The 21,960-nt window shown below is 64.6% G+C and carries 22 protein-coding genes; 11 read left to right on the top strand and 11 right to left on the bottom strand.

The window, feature by feature from the left end:
* Positions 1 to 42 precede the first annotated feature (42 nt).
* Positions 43 to 822: a succinate dehydrogenase iron-sulfur subunit gene (locus CBW24_RS13055; RefSeq protein WP_088663507.1), complete on the top strand. Its 780-nt coding sequence runs from the start codon at positions 43 to 45 to the stop codon at positions 820 to 822.
* Positions 823 to 1,178: 356 nt separating this feature from the next.
* Here the strand turns inward: CBW24_RS13055 and CBW24_RS13050 are convergent, their stop codons facing one another.
* From CBW24_RS13050 to CBW24_RS13030, 5 genes are all read right to left on the bottom strand, one after another.
* On the bottom strand, positions 1,179 to 2,168 hold the full coding sequence (locus CBW24_RS13050; RefSeq protein ID WP_309763514.1) for an aldo/keto reductase: 990 nt from the start codon (positions 2,166 to 2,168) through the stop codon (positions 1,179 to 1,181).
* Positions 2,165 to 2,869, bottom strand: coding sequence for a purine-nucleoside phosphorylase (deoD, locus tag CBW24_RS13045; protein WP_097373843.1), 705 nt, complete (start codon positions 2,867 to 2,869; stop codon positions 2,165 to 2,167). The genes CBW24_RS13050 and deoD overlap by 4 nt, the downstream gene beginning before the upstream one ends.
* An 85-nt stretch (positions 2,870 to 2,954) precedes the next feature.
* The gene (locus tag CBW24_RS13040) at positions 2,955 to 3,956 is read right to left on the bottom strand and encodes a threonine ammonia-lyase (protein WP_097373842.1); all 1,002 of its coding nucleotides are present in this window, start codon (positions 3,954 to 3,956) and stop codon (positions 2,955 to 2,957) included.
* A complete protein-coding gene (locus tag CBW24_RS13035; RefSeq protein WP_097373841.1) occupies positions 3,949 to 4,788 on the bottom strand; it encodes an alpha/beta fold hydrolase in 840 nt (279 codons plus the stop codon). The genes CBW24_RS13040 and CBW24_RS13035 overlap by 8 nt, the downstream gene beginning before the upstream one ends.
* A gap of 148 nt (positions 4,789 to 4,936) precedes the next feature.
* Positions 4,937 to 5,758: a zinc metalloprotease gene (locus tag CBW24_RS13030; protein WP_097373840.1), complete on the bottom strand. Its 822-nt coding sequence runs from the start codon at positions 5,756 to 5,758 to the stop codon at positions 4,937 to 4,939.
* A 362-nt stretch (positions 5,759 to 6,120) separates the two neighbouring features.
* Here CBW24_RS13030 and CBW24_RS13025 point away from each other — a divergent pair, with 362 nt between their 5' ends.
* Together CBW24_RS13025 and CBW24_RS13020 are read left to right on the top strand one after the other, a co-directional pair.
* Positions 6,121 to 7,641: a M16 family metallopeptidase gene (locus CBW24_RS13025; RefSeq protein WP_097373839.1), complete on the top strand. Its 1,521-nt coding sequence runs from the start codon at positions 6,121 to 6,123 to the stop codon at positions 7,639 to 7,641.
* Positions 7,638 to 8,972: a M16 family metallopeptidase gene (locus CBW24_RS13020; RefSeq protein ID WP_097373838.1), complete on the top strand. Its 1,335-nt coding sequence runs from the start codon at positions 7,638 to 7,640 to the stop codon at positions 8,970 to 8,972. The genes CBW24_RS13025 and CBW24_RS13020 overlap by 4 nt, the downstream gene beginning before the upstream one ends.
* Before the next feature lie 78 nt (positions 8,973 to 9,050).
* On the opposite strand, the gene CBW24_RS13015 is transcribed toward CBW24_RS13020, so the two are convergent.
* Positions 9,051 to 9,260 (bottom strand): hypothetical protein, encoded by a 210-nt coding sequence (locus CBW24_RS13015; RefSeq protein ID WP_157773228.1) that lies wholly within the window; start codon positions 9,258 to 9,260, stop codon positions 9,051 to 9,053.
* 134 nt (positions 9,261 to 9,394) lie between these two features.
* Between CBW24_RS13015 and mutL the strand changes: the two genes are divergently transcribed.
* The 3 genes from mutL (at position 9,395) to CBW24_RS13000 (ending at position 12,496) form a co-directional block, all read left to right on the top strand.
* Entirely contained in the window at positions 9,395 to 11,278 is a 1,884-nt protein-coding gene (mutL, locus tag CBW24_RS13010) for a DNA mismatch repair endonuclease MutL (RefSeq protein ID WP_097373836.1), read from the top strand.
* A 102-nt stretch (positions 11,279 to 11,380) separates the two neighbouring features.
* Complete coding sequence (locus CBW24_RS13005) at positions 11,381 to 12,112, top strand: SDR family NAD(P)-dependent oxidoreductase (protein WP_097373835.1); 732 nt, start codon at positions 11,381 to 11,383, stop codon at positions 12,110 to 12,112.
* Positions 12,113 to 12,175: 63 nt separating this feature from the next.
* Positions 12,176 to 12,496 (top strand): DUF3775 domain-containing protein, encoded by a 321-nt coding sequence (locus CBW24_RS13000; protein ID WP_088663515.1) that lies wholly within the window; start codon positions 12,176 to 12,178, stop codon positions 12,494 to 12,496.
* Between the two features lie 26 nt (positions 12,497 to 12,522).
* Here CBW24_RS13000 and CBW24_RS12995 read toward each other — a convergent pair whose 3' ends face one another.
* Positions 12,523 to 13,011 (bottom strand): hypothetical protein, encoded by a 489-nt coding sequence (locus CBW24_RS12995; protein WP_097373834.1) that lies wholly within the window; start codon positions 13,009 to 13,011, stop codon positions 12,523 to 12,525.
* A 168-nt stretch (positions 13,012 to 13,179) separates the two neighbouring features.
* Between CBW24_RS12995 and CBW24_RS12990 the strand changes: the two genes are divergently transcribed.
* Complete coding sequence (locus tag CBW24_RS12990) at positions 13,180 to 14,916, top strand: type I secretion system permease/ATPase (protein ID WP_097373833.1); 1,737 nt, start codon at positions 13,180 to 13,182, stop codon at positions 14,914 to 14,916.
* Positions 14,913 to 16,199, top strand: a complete 1,287-nt coding sequence (locus tag CBW24_RS12985; protein ID WP_232529786.1) for an HlyD family type I secretion periplasmic adaptor subunit — start codon at positions 14,913 to 14,915, stop codon at positions 16,197 to 16,199. Before CBW24_RS12990 ends, CBW24_RS12985 begins: the two co-directional genes overlap by 4 nt.
* A gap of 54 nt (positions 16,200 to 16,253) precedes the next feature.
* On the opposite strand, the gene CBW24_RS12980 is transcribed toward CBW24_RS12985, so the two are convergent.
* The 3 genes from CBW24_RS12980 to CBW24_RS12970 form a co-directional block, all read right to left on the bottom strand.
* Positions 16,254 to 16,907, bottom strand: coding sequence for a peroxiredoxin (locus CBW24_RS12980; RefSeq protein ID WP_088663518.1), 654 nt, complete (start codon positions 16,905 to 16,907; stop codon positions 16,254 to 16,256).
* 142 nt (positions 16,908 to 17,049) lie between these two features.
* Positions 17,050 to 17,697 (bottom strand): RluA family pseudouridine synthase, encoded by a 648-nt coding sequence (locus tag CBW24_RS12975; protein ID WP_097374242.1) that lies wholly within the window; start codon positions 17,695 to 17,697, stop codon positions 17,050 to 17,052.
* A 24-nt stretch (positions 17,698 to 17,721) separates the two neighbouring features.
* Complete coding sequence (locus CBW24_RS12970) at positions 17,722 to 18,189, bottom strand: free L-methionine (R)-S-oxide reductase MsrC (RefSeq protein WP_088663519.1); 468 nt, start codon at positions 18,187 to 18,189, stop codon at positions 17,722 to 17,724.
* An 84-nt stretch (positions 18,190 to 18,273) separates the two neighbouring features.
* Here CBW24_RS12970 and CBW24_RS12965 point away from each other — a divergent pair, with 84 nt between their 5' ends.
* From CBW24_RS12965 to CBW24_RS12955, 3 genes are all read left to right on the top strand, one after another.
* Complete coding sequence (locus CBW24_RS12965; protein ID WP_097373832.1) at positions 18,274 to 18,663, top strand: STAS domain-containing protein; 390 nt, start codon at positions 18,274 to 18,276, stop codon at positions 18,661 to 18,663.
* The gene (locus CBW24_RS12960; RefSeq protein ID WP_332836044.1) at positions 18,572 to 19,273 is read left to right on the top strand and encodes an ATP-binding protein; all 702 of its coding nucleotides are present in this window, start codon (positions 18,572 to 18,574) and stop codon (positions 19,271 to 19,273) included. The genes CBW24_RS12965 and CBW24_RS12960 overlap by 92 nt, the downstream gene beginning before the upstream one ends.
* A gap of 99 nt (positions 19,274 to 19,372) precedes the next feature.
* Positions 19,373 to 20,017, top strand: a complete 645-nt coding sequence (locus CBW24_RS12955; protein WP_097373830.1) for a hypothetical protein — start codon at positions 19,373 to 19,375, stop codon at positions 20,015 to 20,017.
* 127 nt (positions 20,018 to 20,144) lie between these two features.
* Here the strand turns inward: CBW24_RS12955 and lepA are convergent, their stop codons facing one another.
* The gene (gene lepA / locus CBW24_RS12950; protein WP_088663684.1) at positions 20,145 to 21,947 is read right to left on the bottom strand and encodes a translation elongation factor 4; all 1,803 of its coding nucleotides are present in this window, start codon (positions 21,945 to 21,947) and stop codon (positions 20,145 to 20,147) included.
* Positions 21,948 to 21,960: the final 13 nt, after the last annotated feature.

Here is a 21,960-nt window from a genome sequence, read left to right as displayed (position 1 = left end):
CTGGGTTAAGACCATGCCAAACGCATGGAACCGAGGATCATCATGGTTCAGTTGACGCTGCCGAAGAACAGCCGCATCCGCACTGGTAAGACCTGGCCGAAGCCCGAGGGCGCGACCAATTTGCGGAAGTTCCAGATTTACCGTTGGTCGCCCGATGATGGCGAAAACCCGCGTGTCGACACCTATTTCGTCGATGTCGACACTTGCGGTCCTATGGTTCTGGACGCGCTCATCAAGATCAAGAACGAGATCGACCCCACGTTGACCTTCCGCCGGTCCTGCCGTGAAGGGATTTGCGGCTCATGCGCGATGAATATCGACGGGATCAACACGCTTGCCTGCACTTGGGGTCTGGAAGACATCAAGGGCGATGTGAAGATCTACCCGCTGCCGCATATGCCGGTCATCCGCGACCTGATCCCGGACCTGACCCATTTCTATGCCCAGCATGCAAGCATCATGCCGTGGCTGGAGACGAAATCGAACACGCCCGCGACGGAGTGGAAGCAGACGATCGAGGATCGCAAGAAACTCGACGGCCTTTATGAATGCATCATGTGCGCGTCTTGTTCGACGGCCTGTCCCTCCTACTGGTGGAATGGCGACAAATATCTTGGGCCGGCCGCGCTTCTGCATGCCTATCGCTGGATTGCTGACAGCCGGGACGAAGCGACGGGCGAGCGGCTGGACGATCTGGAAGATCCGTTCAAGCTTTACCGCTGCCACACGATCATGAACTGTGCCAAGACCTGCCCCAAGGGTCTGAACCCGGCAAAGGCGATTTCGTCGATCAAGGACATGATGGTTGAACGCGCGGTCTGACCGGACCGGTGCCGTGAGATCGGAAAGCGCGCCCCGGCTGTTGGCCGGCGGCGCGCTTTTCTTTTGGGGGAAGGGGGTTTTGTCAGCGGTTCCCCCGACCCGAGTGTATCCGCCTGCAGATGTGCAAAACGCGGGCGAGCGCCTGCCCCGGCCCAGCGGGCTGGCGCTTTGTCAGCCCTCGCTCACCTCAGGGCGGAGAGGGGCGTGGCTGGGACAAAGCACACCCGCTCGACTGTAGGAGCGCCATCCCCCGGGCAGGCTACCGTTGCGCTGGGAGTGGCAGCGGTTGACGGGCAGCGGTCGGTGAGCCCTCCGCCCGTCAGCACCGGAAGGTCATGCGGCGAGCCTTCACCCCCTCAGCAATACCGCTCGACCCCGACAAGCTGCTGGTAGGAGTAGCGGTCGCCATGCGCGAAGCCCGGCGGCAGCAGGCGGTCGATCTCGGCGCGGTCCTCATCGGTAAAGCGGATCTTGGTCGCACCCAGCCATTCCTCCAGATGCGCGCGGCTGCGGGTGCCGGGGATCGGGATCGCGTTCGGGCTCCGCTCGAGGATCCAGGCCAGCGCGGCGGCGGAGACGGTCCAGCCGCGCCCCTGCACATAGGTTCGGAAGGCGGCGATGGCGCGCTGGTTGTGGCTCAGGTTCGGCTCGGTGAAGCGCGGATTGGCGCGGCGGAAATCGCCCTCACGGAAGCCTGATGCATCGAGCGGGCGTTCCCCTAGCATGCCGCGGGCAAGCGGCGAGAAGGGCACAAAGGCCACGCCCAGTTCCTCGCAGGCGCGGATCAGGCCCAGCTCCGGTTGCCGCGACCAGAGCGAATATTCGTTCTGCACCGCACGCACAGGCACCACCTCATGCGCTTGCCGCAGCGTGGCAGGGGAAATCTCTGACAGGCCCCAGCCGCCGATCAGACCTTCTTCGATGAGCTTGCCCATCGTTTCGGCGACCTGCTCGACCGGCACCTCGGGGTCGCGGCGGTGGATATAGTAAAGCTCCACCCGGTCGCGGCCCAGACGGCTGAGCGAGCCGTCCAACTCGCTGCGGATGTAGTCTTCGGTGTTGTCGAAGCGGCGCGGCGGGCCGGGGATGATACCGACCTTGGTCGCCAGCGTGATCTGCGCATCGCTGCCTTTTAAAAAGCGGCCGATGACCTGCTCCGACACGCCCATGCCGTAGACGTTCGACGTGTCCCAGAAATCGATCCCGTGTTCGACAGCCGCCGCAAGGCAATCCTGTGACGTGGCCTCATCGGTCGGGCCGAAGAAGCCTGCAAAGCTCATGCAGCCCAGCCCGATGGCGGAGACCTGCGGGCCGTCAGTGCCCAATTGGCGTTTCATCATGCTCATGCGAAGGCGGCCTCCAAGGCGATTTCGACCATGTCGCCGAAACTGGTTTCGCGCTGGTCGGAGGGCAGGGCCTCCCCGGTCAGCAGATGGTCGGACACGGTCAGCACAGCGAGCGCGCGGCGCCCGTGCCGGGCCGCGACGGTGTAAAGCTCGGCGGCTTCCATTTCGACGCCCAGAATGCCGTGGCGGGTCATCTGTTCGGTCAGATCGGGACGTTCGTCATAGAAGACATCGGCGGAATAGATCCCGCCCACATGGGTGCGGGTGTCACGGCCTTCGGCGGCGTGAAACGCGGCGTGCAGCAGCGGCCAGTCGGCGCAGGGCGCGTAATTGATCTCGCGCATGATCCCGCGCGACGGCGTCGATAGCGTGGTGGCGGTCGCGGCAAGGATCACGTCGCGCAGTTGCACCGATTGCTGCATCGCCCCGCAGGAGCCGATGCGGATCAGGGTCTGCGCGCCGAAGGTGCTGATCAACTCATTGGCGTAAATCGACAGCGAGGGCATGCCCATGCCGGAGCCCTGAATGGTGACGCGATGGCCTTTCCATGTGCCGGTATAGCCCAACATGCCGCGCACTTCGTTGACGAGCGTCGCGTCCTTTAGAAAGGTTTGTGCAGCCCATCGCGCGCGATAGGGATCGCCGGGCATCAGAACGGTTTCGGCGATGTCGCCGGGATCGGCGCCGATATGAATGGTCATGGTCGGGTTCCTCGTGTCGTGCTGGGGCGGACCCTAGGCCGGTTGGCAGGGTAGGGGAAGTCATCCGCCCGAAGACCGTGTCAGATCAAACGCTGTCGGCGTAGCGGGTCAGCGCGTCCTGAAACACGCGGGGATCGACGTTGCCGCCGGAGGCCACCGCGATCACGGCGTCGCCCTCGCTTTCGCCCGGATGATAGAGCGCCGCCGCCAGCGCCGCCGCACCGCCCGGCTCCAACACGAGTTTCAGCCGGAGAAAGGCCGCGGCCATCGCTTGCAGGCATTCCTCGTCGGTGACAACCAGACCCGGCCCAGAGAGCCGCTGCATGATTGGAAAGGTTAGCTTCCCCGGCGCAGGTGTCATGATCGCATCGCAGAGGGAGCCCCCCTCCGCCGCGTTACGCTCGATTTGGCCGGTCTCAAGGCTGCGCCGCACATCGTCGAAGCGCTCAGGCTCGGCGGGACGGGCGCGCAGTCCCGGCGCCTCGGCTTCCAGCGCCAATGCGATCCCTGCGGTCAGCCCGCCGCCGCCACAGCAGACGATGACATCAGCCTGATCCACCCCGGCCTCGGCAGCCTGTTCGGCGATCTCCAGCCCGGTGGTGCCTTGCCCGGCGATGACACGGGCATCGTCGAACGGCTTGATCAGTTCCAGCCCACGTTCCCGTGCGAGCCGGTCACCGATCTCGTCACGGTCCTCCTTGCCGCGGGCATAGAGCACCACCTCGGCCCCCAGCGCATGGGTGTTGCGGATTTTAAGCTGCGGCGCGTCGGACGGCATGATGATGACGGCGGGCAGCCCCCGCATCTTGGCGGCCATCGCCACGCCTTGCGCGTGGTTGCCGGAGGAAAACGCGATGACCCCGGCGCAGTCGGAGGGCAGTTGCGATACCGCTGACCAGCCGCCGCGGAACTTGAACGATCCGGTGACTTGCAGCGGTTCGGCCTTCACCAGCACGCGTCGCCCGGAGATCTCATCCAGAAACGGCGATGACAGCATCGGTGTGCGGCGGGCATGCCCGTCAAGCCGCCTCGCAGCGGCGCGAATATCGTCGATCGTGACGGCTTCCGTCACCTTGTCCTTAGCCATCACAGGCCTCCAGCCATGTCTGAATTGCAACGAGCGCTTCCGGCTCGTCGAGAAAGGGCACATGCCCCCGGTCGGGCACGCGGGCCACGATCATGTCGGGACGGCGAGCTTGCATCTTTTGCAATGTCGCCTCGCTCAACAGTTCGGAATTGACCCCGCGCAAGGTGCAAAGCGGCAGGTCCGCTGCCGCATCGAATTGCGCCCATGCCTCTGGCAGGTCTCCCGAAAAGGCGGCGGTGAAACTGTCACGCAGGGCCGGATCGTAATCGATCTGCAAGCCGTCGTCGGTGCGCAGATATTGCGCGCGCGCCTGTTGCAGCCAGCGCTCGGGCGGCACATTGGCAAAGCCGGTCATGACCTGCGCCAGCTGCGCGGCAAGCTCTTCATGCGTGCGGGCGGCGGGATTGCGCCCGATATAGCCGCTGATCCGCTCCAGTCCCGCCCGTTCGATCCGGGGACCGACATCGTTGAGGCACAGCCCCGCCAGCCGATCCCCTGCCACAGCCGCCAGCCCCATGCCGATCAGCCCCCCGCGCGAGGTGCCCAGCAGCGCGACACGGTCGAGGCCCAGATGATCCAGCAGGTCCAGCACATCGCGGGCCTCTTGCGGGACGGTGTAGGTGGCGGCACCCGTATAGTCGGACCGCCCCCGTCCGCGGTAATCCATGCGGATCACCCGCCGCGCGCCAAGATGCGGCAGAAGCGGTTCGAAATCTCGGGCGTTGCGGGTCAACCCTGCTAGACACAGAAGCGGCACCCCGGACCCGGCAGGCCCGGTGCCGGTATCATCAAAGGCCAGACTTGCGCCGTCGGAGGCGGTAAATCGGCTCATCGGGGCACTGGCGTTTGCGCCGGCTGCGGTGCGGCGGCGGGACAAAAGGGGATAAGGTCGGGCATGGCAATTCCGGCTGCGGTTGCGCGTCGCCGCAACGTGGCATGGTCGGGCCCTGAGGGAAAGACTCGCCGTGCACGGCAGGAACTTAGCCCAGCAGATCGAGGATCAGCCACGCCCCGCCCGACAGATAGCACAACAGCGCCGCGAGATAGGCCACCTGCGCCAAGGCCACGGTGCCCAGACGCATCGGCGCGGTGGCGCTTTCGACGGGCGGCCCCTGAAGCACGGCGCCAAATATTCCGAAAGCGGCCAGCACGGCCAGCGTGGTGGAGCCCAGATGCACCGCCATTAGTCCCAGCACCGCCGCAAGCGCTAGCGCGGCGAGGCGGCTCAGTTCGGGCGCAATGGCCCGTGCCATCAGCGCGATGCAGCGCCCGCCATCAAGTGGGTAGAACGGCAGCAGGAAAAACGCGTTGAACGTCCCCGTGACCCCGGCAAAGGTCCATAGCGTCGCGGCGGCAGGAGGGTGCGCCTGCCACAGCAACTCCGCCGCGCCATAGGCCACCAGCATCGGCGCCAGCCCCAAAGCAGGCCCGCAGAAGATGACGAAGAACGCCCGCGTGTCGCTGCGCCGCCGGGCGAGAGGAATGCCGGGCGGGTTCAGCCGGTCGGCGCGTGCCAACATCAGATCGGCCACCCGTGCACCCGCGATATGACCCAGCTCGTGCAGCGCCATCGCGACCAGCATCGACACACCGATGCCCACGCCGAACACCCCCCCGGTCACCAGCGTCGCGGCCCCGGCTAGCACCAGCGAGGGCAGATGCGGCGTGCTGCGCGTTCCATAGCCTTCGTCGTCGTGCGAATGACCCGTGCCTTGCAACGCATGGGCGGGCAGGCGGCTGAACCCGCCGCGAAGCGCGAACAGCATGAGAGAAGCAAGGGCAAGGGCGATGACGAAAAGCAATGGTTCGGGTCCGGCAGTGTCAGGGCTTCTTTGTCGCTAGGGGGCGAGTGCGGCAACCATGCGACGGTTCTGGGGCGGTCTGGGGCCGTTTTTTGCGGTTTGGGACCAGCGGTCGATCCGTGATGAGGCCTCTGCGGCGCCTTTCGGCTAGATCGCAGGGTCTGTGCGGGGCCCCTCCCGGCTGCTCACATCCGCGTTGCTGATCTTGTCAGGGCGCGGCGCCCCTGTAGGTTGTCCGCAGTGCTGAGGTGCGGTTTGCGCCCCGGCTGCCCAAATCCCGGAGGATACACCCCCTCATGCGCCCATTTCTGCGCCCCATTCTGCGTCGCGGCCCGGTTCGTGGTCTGCGCGCCAGCGGATCAATGATCTTGGCCGCCACCGCCGCCGCCACACTTACGCTCACCCCCGCGCGGGGCTCTGCCGAGGAGGTGAGCACCTTCCGGTTGGACAACGGCATGGAGGCCGTGGTGATTGAGGATCATCGCGCTCCTGTCGTCGTGCATATGGTCTGGTATCGCACCGGCGCGGCGGACGAGCCTGCGGGCAAATCCGGCATCGCGCATTTCCTTGAGCACCTGCTGTTCAAAGGCACCGATGATCTGGCGCCGGGGGAGTTTTCGGAAACGGTCGAATTGAACGGCGGCTCTGACAACGCGTTCACCAGCTACGATCATACGGCGTATTTTCAGCGTGTGGCCTCGGACCGGCTGGAATTGATGATGCGGATGGAAAGCGACCGCATGACCGATCTGATGCTCGATGCCGATGACGTGCTGACCGAGCGCGATGTGATTTTGGAGGAGCGCAACCAGCGGGTCGAAAACTCCGCAGGCGCGCTTTTTGGTGAACAGCGGGCCGCGGCGCAATATATGAACCACCCCTACGGCACGCCGATCATCGGCTGGCGCCATGAGATGGCGCAGCTGGATTTGGAGGACGCGCTAAGCTTCTACGACCGGTTCTATGCACCCGACAACGCGATCCTCGTGGTGGCGGGCGACGTCGACCCCGCCGAGGTGGAGCGGCTGGCTGAGCAGTATTACGGCGTGCGCGAGCCTTCGGGTGTTGGCGCCACCGCGCGGGTCCGCCCGCAGGAGCCGCCGCAGCTGGCCGAGCGGCGCGTGATGTTCGAGGATGCCCGGATTTCGCAGCCCTATGTCATGCGCACCTATATCGCCCCCGAGCGTGACAGCGGCACGCAGGAAAAAGCCGCGGCACTGGCGTTTCTCGCCGATCTGCTTGGCGGGAATTCCGCGACCTCGCTGATGGGGCAGGTGCTGGAATTCGAGGAGGGAAGCGCGGTCTATACCGGCGCGTTCTACAACGGCACATCCTATGATGACACGACCTTTGGGTTGATCGTCATGCCGGTGCCGGGACGCACGCTCCCCCAAGCCGAAGCGGACATGGATCGGATGATCGCCCGGTTCATGGAAGAAGGCGTGGATATGGAGCGGTTCGAGCGGATCAAGATGCAGATCCGTGCGGGCGAAATTTATGAAAAAGACAGCCTGCAAGGGCTGGCCCGCCAATATGGCGCGGCGCTGACCTCGGGCCTGACGGTGGAGGATGTGCAGGCTTGGCCGGATGTGTTGCAGGCCGTGACCCCCGACGACGTCATGCAGGCGGCGGCAGAGCTTTTTGACAAACGCCGCTCGGTGACAGGTTACGCGATGGGCGTAGGAGAAAATTCCGGCCTTGGCGCGCCGTCGCAGGATGCAGCGGCGGAGGATGCAACCGATGTGCCCGAAGGCACGGCACCAGCCCCCGCGACATCCCCCGAATCTGCGCCAGCACCCGCGCCCGCCCCAGAACCCGCTCCGGCACCACAGCCGATCCCCGAGGCCGGCGCGCTTCCGGGCGCTGAGGAGATGACCCAATGATCCGCTTTTCCTTGAATTCGTTCGCCACTGCTACGGCGACCCTTGCGACCTGTCTGACGCTGATCGTGCCCGCAGCATCTGCCGGTATCGAAAACGTCGAGGAGGTGACCTCGGACGGGGGCATCACCGCATGGCTGGTGACCGAACCCTCCATTCCGTTCACGGCGTTGGAGATCCGGTTTCGCGGCGGCACAAGTCTGGACCCGGAGGGCAAACCCGGCGCGATCAATCTGATGACCGCATTGCTGGAGGAAGGCGCGGGCGAGCGCAGCGCGCAGGAGTTCGCCGCCGCGCGAGAAGGGCTCGCCGCCTCCTACGCGTTTGACGTCGGGCGCGACACGCTGTCCGTATCGGCGCGCTTTTTGACCGAGAACCGGGATGAGGCGGTGGATCTGCTCCGCAGTGCGCTTATCGAGCCGCGTTTCGATCAGGAGGCGCTCGACCGGGTCCGCGGGCAGGTTTTGTCGATCATTGCCTCCAACGCGACCGATCCGGGCGAAATCAATTCCCGCGCATTCAACGAGGCCGCCTTTCCCGATCACCCCTATGCACTGCCGGTCGATGGCACCGTGGAAAGCGTCACGGCCCTGACCCGCGACGATATGCTGGCGGTGAAGGATCGCATCATGGCGCGCGACCGGATTGATGTGTCCGCGGTGGGGGATATTACCGCGGCGGAACTGGGCCCGCTGCTGGATCGGCTGCTGGGCGACCTGCCTGAAACGGGCGCGCCGCTGCCCGAGCATGTGGATTACGCGCTGCCCGGCGGGGTGGATGTGGTGGAATTCGACACACCGCAATCCGTCGTCAGCTTTGCCCAGCCCGGCATCACCCGCGACGATCCGGATTTCATCCCCGCCTATATCATGATGGAGATCTTTTCCGGCGGAGGCTTTTCCTCCCGGTTGATGGAAGAGGTGCGCGAGAAACGGGGCCTAACCTACGGCATCGGTGCCTCGCTCTACCCGATGGACAATGCCGAGTTGATTATCGGGTCGGTCAGTTCCGCCAACGACAAGGTCGCCGAGACGATCGAGGTCATCAAAACCGAATGGGCCAAGCTGGCCGAGGACGGCATCACGCAGGAGGAACTTGACCGCGCCAAGACCTACCTCACCGGGGCCTATCCGCTGCGGTTTGATGGCAATGGTCGCATCGCCAACATCCTTGTCGGTATGCAGATGACGGATTTGCCAATCGACTATCCCGAAACCCGGAACGAACTGGTCGATGCCGTGACGCTGGAGGATATCAACCGCGTGGTCGACCGGATCATCGAGCCGGAGCGGCTGCACTTCGTCGTCGTCGGCAAGCCTGCCGGGCTGGAGTAACGAAGCTGGCCATCCGTTGATCTGACCACGTCCGCCCGCGAAAAGGCCCAAAAGGCACGCGGGCGGATTGCGTGACGTTTATCCCTGCTTCTGCCGGGCAAAGCAGAAGTTCGGCGGGACGGGGTAGTCATCAAGTGACGCCACCGCGCCGCAGGTCACGCAGCGGCGGGTGCCGCGGTTGCGGTCTTCGCGCCAATTGCAGCGACGGGTGGCGCCGTTGCCGCTGCGACGCCAGACAATATACATGCAAATCGGCAGGACGATCATGCCGATAAGGGCAAAGACCATGATGGAGGCTCCGGGGTTGCGGCGGTTGACCCGACCGACCATAGCCCGCCCGCGCCGTCAAGCGAGGCGCGAAGGGCGCCGCAGTTCCGAAATCCCGGTTCAGAATCACCCCGGCCCGTGCTAGCCATTGTGGTATGGCTCACATCGACCCCAACATACGCTCCAAACCCGCGCCGCGCGCCCCGATCCGGCAGCTCGACGATACCGTGATCAACCGCATTGCTGCGGGCGAGGTCGTGGAGCGTCCGGCCTCGGCGGTGAAGGAATTGGTCGAGAACGCGCTCGACGCGGGTGCGACCCGGATCGAGATCGCCATCGCCGATGGGGGCAAGACGCTGATCCGTGTCACCGATGACGGTTGCGGCATCGACGGGGCGGACCTGCCACTGGCCCTGAGCCGCCACGCCACGTCCAAACTGAACGACGCTGATCTGCTCGATATTCGATCCTTTGGGTTCCGGGGGGAGGCGCTCCCATCGCTCGGCGCTGTTGGGCGGCTCTCCATCACATCGCGCATCGCGGGGGGCGAGGCCTCGGTGATCGTGTGCGATGGCGGGCGGCTGAGCGCGGTCCGACCCGCAGCGCTGGCCTGCGGCACCGTGGTGGAGTTGCGGGATCTGTTCCACGCCACGCCAGCGCGGCTGAAGTTTCTCCGCTCGGATCGTGCGGAATCGCAGGCGATCGGCGATGTCGTCAAACGGCTGGCAATGGCGGAACCATTTGTCGGCTTTACCCTGCGCGATATGTCCGGCGGGGGCGAAGGGCGGGTGACCTTCCGCGCCGATCCCGAAACCGGAGACCTTTTTGGCGCGCTGCATGGTCGACTGGCACGGGTGCTTGGTTCGGATTTCGCCGAAAACGCCCTCCGGATCGAAGCGGCGCGCGAGGGGCTGTCCCTGACCGGCTATGCCGCGCTGCCGACCTATTCGCGCGGCTCGGCGGTGGCGCAGTTCCTCTTCGTCAATGGCCGCCCCGTGCGGGATAAGCTGCTGATCGGCGCGCTGCGCGGGGCTTATGCCGATTTTCTCAGCCGTGATCGGCATCCGGCGGCGGTTCTGAACCTCGACTGTGATCCGCAGCGGGTGGATGTGAACGTGCATCCGGCCAAGGCCGAGGTTCGTTTCCGCGAACCGGGCGTGGCGCGCGGGTTGATCGTGTCGGCCTTGCGCCATGCCTTGGCGGAGGCCGGACATCGGGCCTCAACCACCGTCGCCGGGGCAACGCTGGGTGCGTTCCGTCCCGAGGGACAGGATCATGCGCCCGGTGGCCCGGCGCGCGTCTATCAGATGGATCGCCCCTCGCTGGCCGGGCGCGCGGCAGCCTATGCAATGCAGGCACCGCAGCCCGATGCACCGCTGGCCGAGCCATGGGGCTTTGCCGAAACGCAGGCGCCATCCGCGCGGGTCGAGCCGGTTGCAGAAGCCCCGCAACTAGAGGCGCTGCCGCTTGGCGCTGCTCGTGCGCAGGTGCATGAGAATTATATCATCGCCCAGACCGAGCGGGGCATGGTCATCGTCGATCAGCACGCCGCCCATGAACGTCTGGTCTATGAGAAGCTCAAACGCCAGATGGCCGATACCGGGGTGGCGGCACAGGCGCTGCTGATCCCGGAGATCGTCGAACTGTCGGAGGGCGACTGCGCCCGCCTGCTGGAAATCGCAGACGAGTTGGCGACCCTTGGGCTGGGCATCGAGCCGTTCGGCGGTTGCGCCGTGGCGGTGCGCGAGACTCCCGCCATTCTGGGAGAGGTCAACGCCCATGCCATGCTGCGGGATATCCTCGATGAACTTGACGACTTGGGCGACACGCGTCTGGTGCGCGAGCGGATCGAGGCGATCCTGAGCCGCGTCGCCTGTCACGGATCCATCCGGTCAGGACGCCGGATGCGCGGGGAGGAAATGAACGCCCTGCTGCGCGAGATGGAAGCCACGCCCCATTCCGGTCAGTGCAACCACGGTCGCCCGACCTATGTCGAACTGCGGCTGACGGATATCGAGCGACTTTTCGGCAGAACCTGACCTATCGCGATAGGCGCGCCGTGTTTTTCCACGTGAAACGCTGTCATCGCGGCGAAGGCTTCCTAGATTGAGGGGAGAACGACGCAAGCAAGGAGCCGGATCGTGCGCGATTGGAAGGGAAAACGCTATTGGTTGGTAGGCGCAAGCGAGGGGCTTGGCCGGGCGCTGGCCTATCAGCTATCGCGCTGCGGGGCCGAGGTTATCGTCTCTGCCCGGAGCGAGGAGCGGCTGCGCGACCTTGCCGATGATCTTCCGGGGCGGGCCAGCGCGATCCCTGTCGACATTACCGATGCCGACAGCGTCGCCGCTGCGGTGGACCGGGCCGGACCTGTCGACGGGCTCGTCACGCTTGCGGGCACCTATTGGCCGATGAAGACGACGGAATGGAATGCGGAGCGTCTGCAAACCATGTGCGATGTCAATTTCACCGGCACCATCCGGATGCTGGGCGCGGTTGTGCCGGGCATGATCGAACGCGGACAGGGCCATGTGGTCGTCACCGGCTCTCTCACCGCGTTGAAGGGTCTGCCGGGCGCGCTGGGCTATGGCGCGACCAAGGCCGGGCTGGTGTCTTTTGCCGAAACCATGCGCGCTGACCTGCAAGATACCGGTGTCACGGTTCAGGTGGTCAATCCGGGCTTCATCAAGACCCGTCTGACTGACAAGAACGACTTCAAAATGCCTATGCTGATGGAGCCGGAAAAAGCGGCGACCGAGATCTTCGAACACATGAATGGCGACGATTTCCGCAAGGACTTCCCCGGTCGGCTTGCCGCCATGCTGAAGGGCGGACGCGCGCTGCCGGATTGGCTGTTCTACAAGCTGGTCGGCTGATCCCGTATCCGGCAGGCCGTTTTTGTGGCACAGTGGGCAAGACTGCGGAGCGGGAGACACGCGATGCTTGAAATCAGTTCCGGCAAGGTGGTGCGGGTCATCGCGCTTGCCCGCGAGTTCGGCTCCGACAACAGGCAGCTGCGCAACTACGTCTCCAGCCTGAACGAAGACGAGCAAATCAGCCTCGTCGCGCTGACATGGATCGGGCGCGAAAGTTTCGAGGCGGATGAAGCCGCGGACGCGATGCACACGGCGCGGCAGGAAATGACGTTGCCGACCGATGGTTATCTCGCGCGGATACCGAACCTAGCCGACTATCTCGAAGACGGGATGGAGGCGCTGGGCATCGGGGTCGCCGATGCGGAGGACCACCTGCGCGATTGACCGCAACCCCGCTCCGCTGCCAAGGCCTAGTCCGCAGGCGGCGGGGCGGCGTCGGTCGTATCTATTTCGACCACCCGCGCGGCAACGGGCGGAGGCGTGGCCGCCGTGGCACCCAGCACCGGCGGCGCAACGCATTGCTGATAGTGAAACGCGTAGCCATCCCAGACAAGGATCAGCCCGTCATCGGCGGCGCGCATCACCATTGCACGCTCGGACCATTCTGTGCCCTCGCCCTTGCACTGCATGTCATACAGCGCCGCGCGCATATCGCGGATTTCGACGGGGTCTTGCATCTCGCAGCGGCTTTCGGCGCCGTAGAACACGCCGTCTTCGATTTTGAGCGCGCCGCCGAGCCCCAGCACCGAACAATCGGCCTCGGGGGTCATCATATATAACCCATCGACATCCACAGGCTCCGCCCGCGCGGCGCCGGTTATGGCCAGCACCGCCAGAGCGGCCAGCATGTGACGGACAGACTGGCAGCGGCGAAGGCAAAAGATGTGTGCGGCTGTCATAGGTCTTTCAACGGAATATTCGTAACTTGCTGTCAGAGCTGAGGTCCGGGCCGCAGGGCACCAACCTCGGCGGCAGCCTAGCGTCCCGGAACGGTGGAAACAACATTTCCGGGCCGGGCGTAGCGGGACCAGTGCCGCGCCTGCCGGAAGAGCGGGGACGACAGGCGCATGCAGCAGCCCGACAACCGGAGCGGACAGACCGAACTGCGGCGCAGCGCGGGGCAGGGGGCGGGGCTTCTGACGGCGGCATTCGCGTTTTCGATCTTCGTCAACGTTCTGATGCTGACTGGACCGCTATTCATGCTGCAAGTCTATGATCGGGTGCTGGGCTCCCGGTCCGAGGAAACGCTGCTCGCCCTGTTCGGTCTGGTGGCGTTTCTTTATCTAATGATGGGCGTGCTCGATTATGCGCGCGGACGGGTGACAGGGCGGGTCGCGGCGCGGTTTCAGGCCGCGCTGGACCGACGCGTGTTCGATGCTGTCCTGCGCTTGGAATCGGTGCGTCCCGGCCATGCGGGTGCCGCGACCGGGCTGCGCGATCTGGAAACGGTGCAGCGATTTCTGGGGGCTCCGGTCCTGCTTGCGATATTCGACATGCCGTGGACACCCATGTTTCTGGCTGCGGTATTCGTGTTTCACCCGATGCTGGGCGCGCTTGCGGTTGCGGGGGGCGGTGTCTTGATCCTGATCGCGTTGCTCAACCAATGGCGCACGCGGTTGCCGGCCTTGGAAGCCGCCGGTGAAACCCATCGTGCGGACGCGCTGGCCACGCAGATGCGGGTGGAGGCCGAAACCGTGCGGAGCCTCGGCATGCGTGGCGCTGCGTTTGACCGTTGGCACCACGCCCGCGGAACGGCGCTGCGCGCCACCCTTGCCGCGGCTGACCGGGCAGGGGCCTTTACCGTCAGCAGCAAGACGCTGCGCCTGTTTCTGCAGTCCGCGATGCTGGCATTGGGCGCGTGGCTTGTGCTGCGGGGGGAATTGACCGCAGGCGCGATGATCGCCAGTTCAATCATGATGGGCCGGGCTTTGGCCCCCGTGGAACTGGCAATTGGCCAATGGGAATTGCTGCAACGCGCGACACGCGGGTGGCGCAACCTTGCGGCGCTGCTGTCCGAAGCGCCGCCAGAACGCCCGCGCACAGCCTTGCCGACACCCCGCGCGATGTTGGAGGTGCAGCATCTGACCGTCATCCCGCCAGGCGAGGTTCAGGCGGCCCTACGTATGGTGTCGTTTACCGTGGCGCCGGGACAGGCGGTGGGTGTCATCGGCCCGTCCGGCGCGGGAAAATCGACACTCGCGCGCGCGTTGACGGGTGTCTGGCGGGCGGCAGGCGGGCAGGTGCGGCTCGATGCGGCGGCGCTCGACCATTACGACCCGGACGTGCTGGGCCATCATATCGGCTATCTGCCGCAGCGCGTGACCCTGTTTGAGGGCACCATCGCGGAAAATATCGCGAGGCTGGCCGCGGCGCCCGACGCGGCGCAGGTGGTGGAGGCGGCCCGCCGCGCCGCCGCGCATGAGATGATCCTAAACCTGCCGCAGGGCTACGATACGCCGGTATCGGCTGCGGGGGGACGGCTGTCGGGAGGGCAGGTTCAGCGTATCGGATTGGCGCGCGCGCTCTATGGGGAGCCGGTCCTGCTGGTGCTGGATGAGCCCAATTCCAACCTCGACAACGAAGGGTCGGAGGCGCTGAATACCGCGATCCGCCACATGAAATCCGCGCAGAAGGCCGTGCTGATCATGGCGCACCGGCCCGCGGCCATTCAGGAATGCGATATGATCCTTGTGCTCGACAACGGTGCCCGCCGTGCCTTTGGCCCTCGGGAGGAGGTTCTGCGCCAGATGGTTCGCAATCACGACCAGATCCGCCGCAGTGCCGGTGCCGGGGGTGTATCGTGACCTTTTCGGCGAAGCTGCCGCTGTGGTTTGGCGCGATAGCGGTGCTGCTGCTTGTCGGGGGCTTCGGCGCATGGGCCACATTCGCCCAGATATCCGGCGCGATTATCGCCCAGGGGCAGGTCGAGGTAGAGCAGAACCAGCAAATCGTGCAGCATCCCGATGGCGGTGTCGTGCAGGCGGTTCTGATCGAGGAGGGCGCGCGCGTGACGGCGGGTGACGTTCTATTGCGGCTCGATGGGCGCGACATCCGCACCGAACTCGCCATTGTCGAAGGGCAGCTGTTCGAATTGATGGCGCGCGCTGCCCGTCTCAAGGCCGAGCGTGATGCAACCCCGATCCTGTGGCCCGACGACCTGAGCGCCGCGGCGGCCACCCGGCCCGAGGTCGCGGCGCTGCGTCAGGGGCAGGCCCGGCTTTTCGCCGCCCGGACCGACAGCCTTGCCCGCGAAGTGGCGCAAATGGCCCGCCGGGAGGCGCAGATCGGCAACCAGATCGAGGGGATCGACGCCCAGATCGCCGCGCTGCGCGATCAGGAGGCTTTGGTGCAGGAGGATCTGACCGATCAGCAGACCCTGCTTGAACGGCGCTTGGCGCAGGCCACCCGGGTGCGGCAACTGCGCCGGGATCAGGCCGCGCTGCTGGGCCGTATTGGGGAACTCACCGCCCAACGGGCGCAGGCACAAGGACGCCAGACCGAATTGCAGATCGAAGGGTTGAAGCTGACAACCACCCGCCGGGAGGAGGCGATCACCCAGTTGCGCGACCTGCGCTATAACGAACTGGAGTTGCTGGAACGACGCCGCAATCTGCGTACCCGGCTGGAGCGGCTGGACCTGCGCGCGCCAGTGGCGGGGATCGTGCACGGGCTGACCGTTACCACCCCGCAGGCCGTTCTGCGCCCGGCTGAGCCGGTGCTTTACCTTGTGCCGCAGGATCGACCGCTGGTGATCGCCGCGCGGGTCGAGCCGATCCACGTGGATCAGGTGGGTTTGGGACAGGAGGTGATCCTGCGGTTTCCAGCCTTTGACAGCCGAACGACACCCGAATTAACCGGACAGGTCGCGAAACTCTCTGCGGATTCTTTTACGGATGATCGGTCGCAGGCGCAATATTACCGCGTCGAAATCCAATTGGCCGAGGCGGAATTGGCGCGACTGGCACCGCGCGACGTGATCCCCGGCATGCCCGTAGAGGCGTTTTTGAAAACCGGCGCGCGGTCCCCGTTGGACTATCTGATCAAGCCGCTGGCCGACTATTTCAACAAGGCATTTCGCGAAGGTTAAGTAGTAACGAAAGACCCCGCCGAAGCGGGGTCCAAAGCAGGCGCGTCGCGCGGGTCAGCTTGGCTGTTTGGCGAAGCGCAGATAGGGCAGTTTGATGTCCAGATCGCCGAATTTTGCGCGGGCTGCGTCGTCGTCAAGCGACAGTGCCACGATCACATCCTGTCCCGGTGTCCAGTTGGCGGGCGCAGCAATCGGGTTGCCGTCGGTCGCTTGCACGGCGTCCAATGCGCGCAGCACCTCGGCGAAATTGCGGCCCACCGACATTGGATAGGTCATGGTCAGACGAAGTTTCTTATCCGGTCCGATCAGAAAGACCGAGCGCACCGTCGCGGTGTCGTTGGGCGTGCGGCCATCGGGCAGGTAGGCGTCGCCGGGAAGCATGTCATAGAGCTTTGCGATTTCCAGATCCTTGTCGGCGATGATCGGGAATGTCGCGGGCGCGCCTGCCACGCTTTCGATGTCGCCTTTCCAGCGGGAATGCTCTTCGACCCCATCGACGGAGATGCCGATCACCTTGGTGTTGCGCTTTGCCCATTCATCGGCCAATTGCGCCACCGCGCCGAATTCCGTGGTGCAGACCGGGGTAAAATCCTTGGGGTGCGAAAACAGGATCGCGTAGCTGTCGCCGATCCAGTCGTGAAAGCTGATCTCACCTTCGGAGGTGGTGGCGGTAAAATCGGGAACGACATCATTGATGCGCAGGGACATAGGCGTCCTCCTCATTGGTCATGCATTGATCCCAGACATAGGAAGCCGTTCCGCAAAAGTAACCCGGAACAGGTGCAGAACGGGAGCCCGTCCCGCGGATTTGAAGATCGTGGGAAAGTTGTCGCTCAAAGACGCATGGGCGTCAGAACGGCACAGGCGCCTTGAAGGTCATGGTCCGACCGCCATCGGGATGACGCAGGCGCAGGCTTTCTGCATGCAACATTAGGCGCGGCGCATCGCGGGCGGGGCCGGTGGCATAGAACGGATCGCCCAGAATCGGGTGGCCGATCTCGCGCATATGAACCCGCAACTGATGCGACCGTCCGGTCAATGGCGTCAGCCGCACGCGGGTCTCACCATCGCGGGCTTTCAGCACCCGCCAGTCGGTTTGCGCCGGTTTTCCCGTCTCGAAATCGACCTTTTGCAGCGGGCGGTTCGGCCAGTCGACGATCAGCGGCAAATCGACCGTTCCGGTCTTCTCCGCCAATTCGCCAGCAAGCCGCGCGATATAGGTTTTCTTCATCTGGCGCTTTTCGAACTGTAGCCCCAGATGCCGCTGCGCATGCGGCGTCATGGCGAACACCATCACCCCCGATGTGTCGCGGTCGAGCCGATGCACGAGCAGCGCCTCGGGGAACGCGGCCTGCACCCGGCTCAGCAGGCAATCGGCAAGATGCGGCCCCTTGCCGGGCACGGAAAGCAACCCGGACGGCTTGTCCACCAGCAGGATCTGATGGTCCGTATGGATCAGGGTAAGTGGCGTGTCGGGCGGGGCGTAGTGGTCATCCATGAGCGGCCGCATAGCACGGGAGGTCTAGCGCCACACCCCGTCATTGCCAAAGGCCGCGTGCAGCACCAGTTGCAGTCCCGCAGCATCTTCCTGCGTAAACGCGTCTGGCTGGTTGCTGTCGATATCCAGCACCCCCAGCAGCCGCCCCGTCGCATTGCGCACCGGCAGCACGATCTCGGACCGGGTGGTTGCCGCGCAGGCGATATGGCCGTCAAAACTGTCCACATCTGCCACCAGCTGCACCTCGCCTGTGCGGGCCGCCGCGCCGCAGACGCCCTTGCTAAACGGGATCATCAAGCAGCCATGCCCGCCCTGATAGGGCCCGATCTTCAGCACATTGGGCGAGGTCACACGGTAAAAACCCGTCCAGTCGAACCTGTCATCCGAATGATGCAATTCGCAGGCGACCGTGGCCATCAGAGCGACTTCGTCGGTTTCGTTCTCCGTCAGGCTGGCGACCGATCGGGACAGGTCGTGGTAGTTGGCGCGCATGGCTTTCTCCTATTCTGACCTCTGCATACCGAATGGTAAGATATGAGGTCTAGCCTCGCTGTGTGACCCGCTGCGGAGGATCGAATGAAGCTGGAAACGGAACGCCATGGCGACCTGCTGCTTGTGCGGGTGCAGGAGCCGCGCCTGGATGCCGCTTTGGCGATCCGATTCAAGGATGCGCTGCGCGCGCTTGCCGCCGAAGGCACGCCGCGGGTGCTGCTGGACCTTGAGCAGGTTGGCTTTCTCGACAGCAGCGGGTTGGGCGCGCTGGTGGCCGTGATGAAATATTTGCAACCCGCACGGACGCTGGAGCTGGCCTGCCTGTCACCGGGGGTGGAGCGGGTTTTTGCGCTTACCCATATGGGCCGGGTGTTCACCGTCCATGAAACGGTTGCAGCCGCACGCGCCGGGGGGGGCGAGGCGGACACAGCGCCCGCGCCGCCGCAGTCCGATCCCGGTCCGGCCCCGGCGTGACTGCATGGGTCGGCGGCATCATAGCAGGCCGGAGGGGCCCGGCGCGGGAGGGATCGCAGAGCCTCGCTGCGAATTGCGATTGGTGTTTCAGGCCCTGCCTTTAGCGGTGCGCCATGTCTTGACCACGATAATGGAGGATCTGGGGCCGCTGCGGCTGAACCCCGATGCGCGCAGCGCGGTGGAGCTGGTGTTGGCCGAGGCACTCAATAATGTCGTGGAACATGCGTATCGCAACCCGCAGGGCGAATGGGCCGACGGGTTCATTGACCTCCGGATCGCGCAGGACGGAGAAACCCTGCGGGTTGTGCTGTGCGATCGCGGTCGCCCAATGCCCGATCACGCGCTGCCGGTCAGTGCGACAGCGCACCGGACCCCTCAGGCAAAGCGTCTGACGGGGGCGGGTGCGGCAATTGCCAGCGACACCGCAAATGCGCAGGCCCCTCCGCCCTCGGCCCCCCCTCGGCCCGAGCATCTGCCTGAAGGAGGGTTCGGGTGGTTTTTGATACGCGCCCTGACGGAAGACGTGACCTACGCACGGGTCAACGGTGAAAACCGACTTGCCATGGTGCTGCGCACCACCGCTACGGCGCGCAGCCGGTGCGGCCAGTGATTGCGGCGGGCATAGCGGGAATTTTCCGTGCAGGGCAGGGAATGGCGCGGCTGTTGCGTGCGGCTTGCTGGGCTGCAATCAGCTTGGCCCACGGGGACCATGGAACCGCCCCGCACGGGCGGCGTTGCGCCGGGAATGTTGGACTGGTTGACCTCTCACGGCGGGCTTGTGCAGGCCGCGACATCCATCGTCACCGCGATGGTGTGGATTATCTATTTGCAGATCCTCGTGGCCGGTCACCGCCGTCAACGCCGTCCCGAAATCCTGATTTCGATCGGGGCGGGGACGGGGCTCGGTGCGCGGTGCTTTGTGTCGAACCTCGGGTTCGAGCCGATCTACATCAACGACATCCTCCTGACGCTGGAAAACGGCGAGGTTCAGACCGCCAATATCACGGACCGGTCGGAATTGACCGACGAAGAGCTTCGCAATCCGGCGGAGGCCACCAATCAGGGGCCATTGAAATCCGGCGATTACCTCGACATCGGCAGTTACCGTCAGCTTATCAATCGCGTCCGGACCTTTGGCAGCGATCAGGAGATGGCGGGCGATCTGTCGCGGATCGTGTTGACGGTGGTGGGCACCACGGCAGCCGAGGCCAACCTGATCGCCGCGCGGCGCAGTTTCCGGGTGGAATGGCGAGAGGACTCCGCAATCCTGCGCCCGACATCGCTCAACGCCGAGCAAATTCGCGGCTGGCGCGCCCGCCGCCGCATCCGCCGCCATCTGGAGGCGGAACTGTAGCGCGCGCATGTGCCACGGGGGCGCAAGGCAGCCGGGCGCTGAATTTCTCAGCCACACATGAAAACACCCCGATCAGCCCTGGCGGGGCCAATTGGGGTGCAGAAAGGCGCTGGGGCTGAGGCTCGTTCTAGGTATCCATCTTCAGCGCGCTGATGAACGCTTCCTGCGGGATGTCGACCTTGCCGAACTGGCGCATTTTCTTTTTGCCGGCCTTCTGCTTATCCAGCAGCTTGCGCTTTCGGGTGGCGTCGCCACCGTAGCATTTGGCGGTCACGTCCTTACGCATGGCCGACAGGGTTTCGCGGGCAATGACCCGGCCCCCGATGGCGGCCTGAATCGGGATCTTGAACATGTGGCGCGGGATCAGTTCCTTGAGCTTTTCGCACATGGCGCGGCCCCGGCCCTCGGCGCGGTCACGGTGAACCATGATCGACAGCGCATCGACGGGTTCGTCATTCACAAGGATCGACATCTTGACCAAATAATCCTGCTGATAGCCGATCATCTGGTAGTCAAAGCTCGCGTAGCCTTTGGTCACCGATTTCAGGCGGTCGTAGAAATCGAACACAACTTCGGCCAGCGGCAGGTCATAGACGACCATTGCACGGGTGCCGGCATAGGTCAGGTCCATCTGCACGCCGCGCCGCTCCTGACAGAGCTTCAGCACGTCGCCGAGATATTCGTCGGGCACGAGGATCGTCGCTTTGATCCGGGGCTCTTCGATATGATCGATGGTGGCCGGGTCGGGCATGTCGGCGGGATTGTGCAACTCGATCATCTGCCCGTCGCGGGTGTGCACGTGGAAGATGACCGAGGGCGCCGTGGTGATCAGTTCGATATCGTATTCGCGTTCCAGCCGGTCACGAATGACTTCTAGGTGCAGCAGCCCGAGGAACCCGCAGCGGAAGCCAAAACCGAGCGCGGCGGAGGTTTCCATCTCGAAGGAGAAGCTCGCGTCATTCAGCGCCAGTTTCTCGATCGCATCGCGCATGTCGTCGAAATCGTTGGTGTCGACTGGGAACAGACCGCAGAACACCACCGGCACCGAAGGCTTAAAGCCGGGCAGGGGTGTTTCGGTGCCTTTCTTCTCGGTCGTGATCGTGTCGCCCACGCGGGTGTCGCGCACCTGTTTGATCGACGCGGTAAGAAAGCCGATTTCGCCCGGGCCAAGTTCAGCCACATCGGTCATGGCGGGGCGGTAAACGCCGACCTTGTCGACATCATAGATGCCGCCGGTTTTCATCATCTTGATGCGCTGGCCCTTTTTCAGCACGCCGTCGATGATCCGGACGATGACGACGACGCCGAGATAGCTGTCATATTTCGAATCGACCAGCATCGCCTTCAGCGGGGCGTCGCGGTTGCCTTCGGCGGGCGCGGGCAGGCGCTGCACGATGGCTTCCAGCACGTCGGGAATGCCAAGGCCGGTCTTGGCCGAAATCTCGACCGCGTCATGGGCCTCGATGCCGATGACATCCTCGATCTGCTCCTTCACGCGGTCGGGCTCCGCCGCGGGCAGGTCGATCTTGTTGAGCACCGGCACGATTTCGTGATTGGCGTCGATGGCCTGATACACGTTCGCGAGGGTCTGCGCCTCGACGCCTTGGGTCGCGTCGACGACCAGCAGCGAGCCTTCGACCGCCTGCATCGAGCGGGAGACCTCATAGGCGAAATCGACATGTCCGGGCGTGTCGATGAGATTGAGCACATAGGTGTGCCCATCCTTTGCCGGGTAGTCGATGCGGACCGTGTTGGCCTTGATCGTTATGCCGCGCTCGCGCTCGATATCCATCGCGTCGAGCAGCTGCTCCTTCATGTCGCGTTCGGCCACCGTGCCGGTCAGCTGGATCAGCCGGTCGGCCAGCGTGGATTTACCGTGGTCGATATGCGCCACGATGGAGAAATTACGGATATGGGCGAGCTCTGTCATGGGCTGGATATGC

Origin of the sequence: Pacificitalea manganoxidans, assembly GCF_002504165.1 — a bacterium.
GTDB classification, from domain to species: Bacteria; Pseudomonadota; Alphaproteobacteria; order Rhodobacterales; family Rhodobacteraceae; genus Pacificitalea; species Pacificitalea manganoxidans.
The sequence above is the reverse complement of the archived record's forward strand: the minus strand, read 5'-3'. Positions and strand labels throughout refer to the sequence as shown.

Bases quoted from the DNA above. Each gene is read 5' to 3' on its own strand.
- CBW24_RS13055 (WP_088663507.1), top strand. From the start codon at position 43: ATGGTTCAGTTGACGCTGCCGAAGAACAGCCGCATCCGCACTGGTAAG.
- CBW24_RS13050 (WP_309763514.1), bottom strand. From the start codon at position 2,168: ATGAGCATGATGAAACGCCAATTGGGCACTGACGGCCCGCAGGTCTCC.
- deoD (WP_097373843.1), bottom strand. From the start codon at position 2,869: ATGACCATTCATATCGGCGCCGATCCCGGCGACATCGCCGAAACCGTT.
- CBW24_RS13040 (WP_097373842.1), bottom strand. From the start codon at position 3,956: ATGGCTAAGGACAAGGTGACGGAAGCCGTCACGATCGACGATATTCGC.
- CBW24_RS13035 (WP_097373841.1), bottom strand. From the start codon at position 4,788: ATGAGCCGATTTACCGCCTCCGACGGCGCAAGTCTGGCCTTTGATGAT.
- CBW24_RS13025 (WP_097373839.1), top strand. From the start codon at position 6,121: ATGATCTTGGCCGCCACCGCCGCCGCCACACTTACGCTCACCCCCGCG.
- CBW24_RS13020 (WP_097373838.1), top strand. From the start codon at position 7,638: ATGATCCGCTTTTCCTTGAATTCGTTCGCCACTGCTACGGCGACCCTT.
- CBW24_RS13015 (WP_157773228.1), bottom strand. From the start codon at position 9,260: ATGGTCTTTGCCCTTATCGGCATGATCGTCCTGCCGATTTGCATGTAT.
- mutL (WP_097373836.1), top strand. From the start codon at position 9,395: ATGGCTCACATCGACCCCAACATACGCTCCAAACCCGCGCCGCGCGCC.
- CBW24_RS13000 (WP_088663515.1), top strand. From the start codon at position 12,176: ATGCTTGAAATCAGTTCCGGCAAGGTGGTGCGGGTCATCGCGCTTGCC.
- CBW24_RS12995 (WP_097373834.1), bottom strand. From the start codon at position 13,011: ATGACAGCCGCACACATCTTTTGCCTTCGCCGCTGCCAGTCTGTCCGT.
- CBW24_RS12990 (WP_097373833.1), top strand. From the start codon at position 13,180: ATGCAGCAGCCCGACAACCGGAGCGGACAGACCGAACTGCGGCGCAGC.
- CBW24_RS12980 (WP_088663518.1), bottom strand. From the start codon at position 16,907: ATGTCCCTGCGCATCAATGATGTCGTTCCCGATTTTACCGCCACCACC.
- CBW24_RS12975 (WP_097374242.1), bottom strand. From the start codon at position 17,697: ATGGATGACCACTACGCCCCGCCCGACACGCCACTTACCCTGATCCAT.
- CBW24_RS12970 (WP_088663519.1), bottom strand. From the start codon at position 18,189: ATGCGCGCCAACTACCACGACCTGTCCCGATCGGTCGCCAGCCTGACG.
- CBW24_RS12965 (WP_097373832.1), top strand. From the start codon at position 18,274: ATGAAGCTGGAAACGGAACGCCATGGCGACCTGCTGCTTGTGCGGGTG.
- CBW24_RS12960 (WP_332836044.1), top strand. From the start codon at position 18,572: ATGAAACGGTTGCAGCCGCACGCGCCGGGGGGGGCGAGGCGGACACAG.
- CBW24_RS12955 (WP_097373830.1), top strand. From the start codon at position 19,373: ATGGAACCGCCCCGCACGGGCGGCGTTGCGCCGGGAATGTTGGACTGG.
- lepA (WP_088663684.1), bottom strand. From the start codon at position 21,947: ATGACAGAGCTCGCCCATATCCGTAATTTCTCCATCGTGGCGCATATC.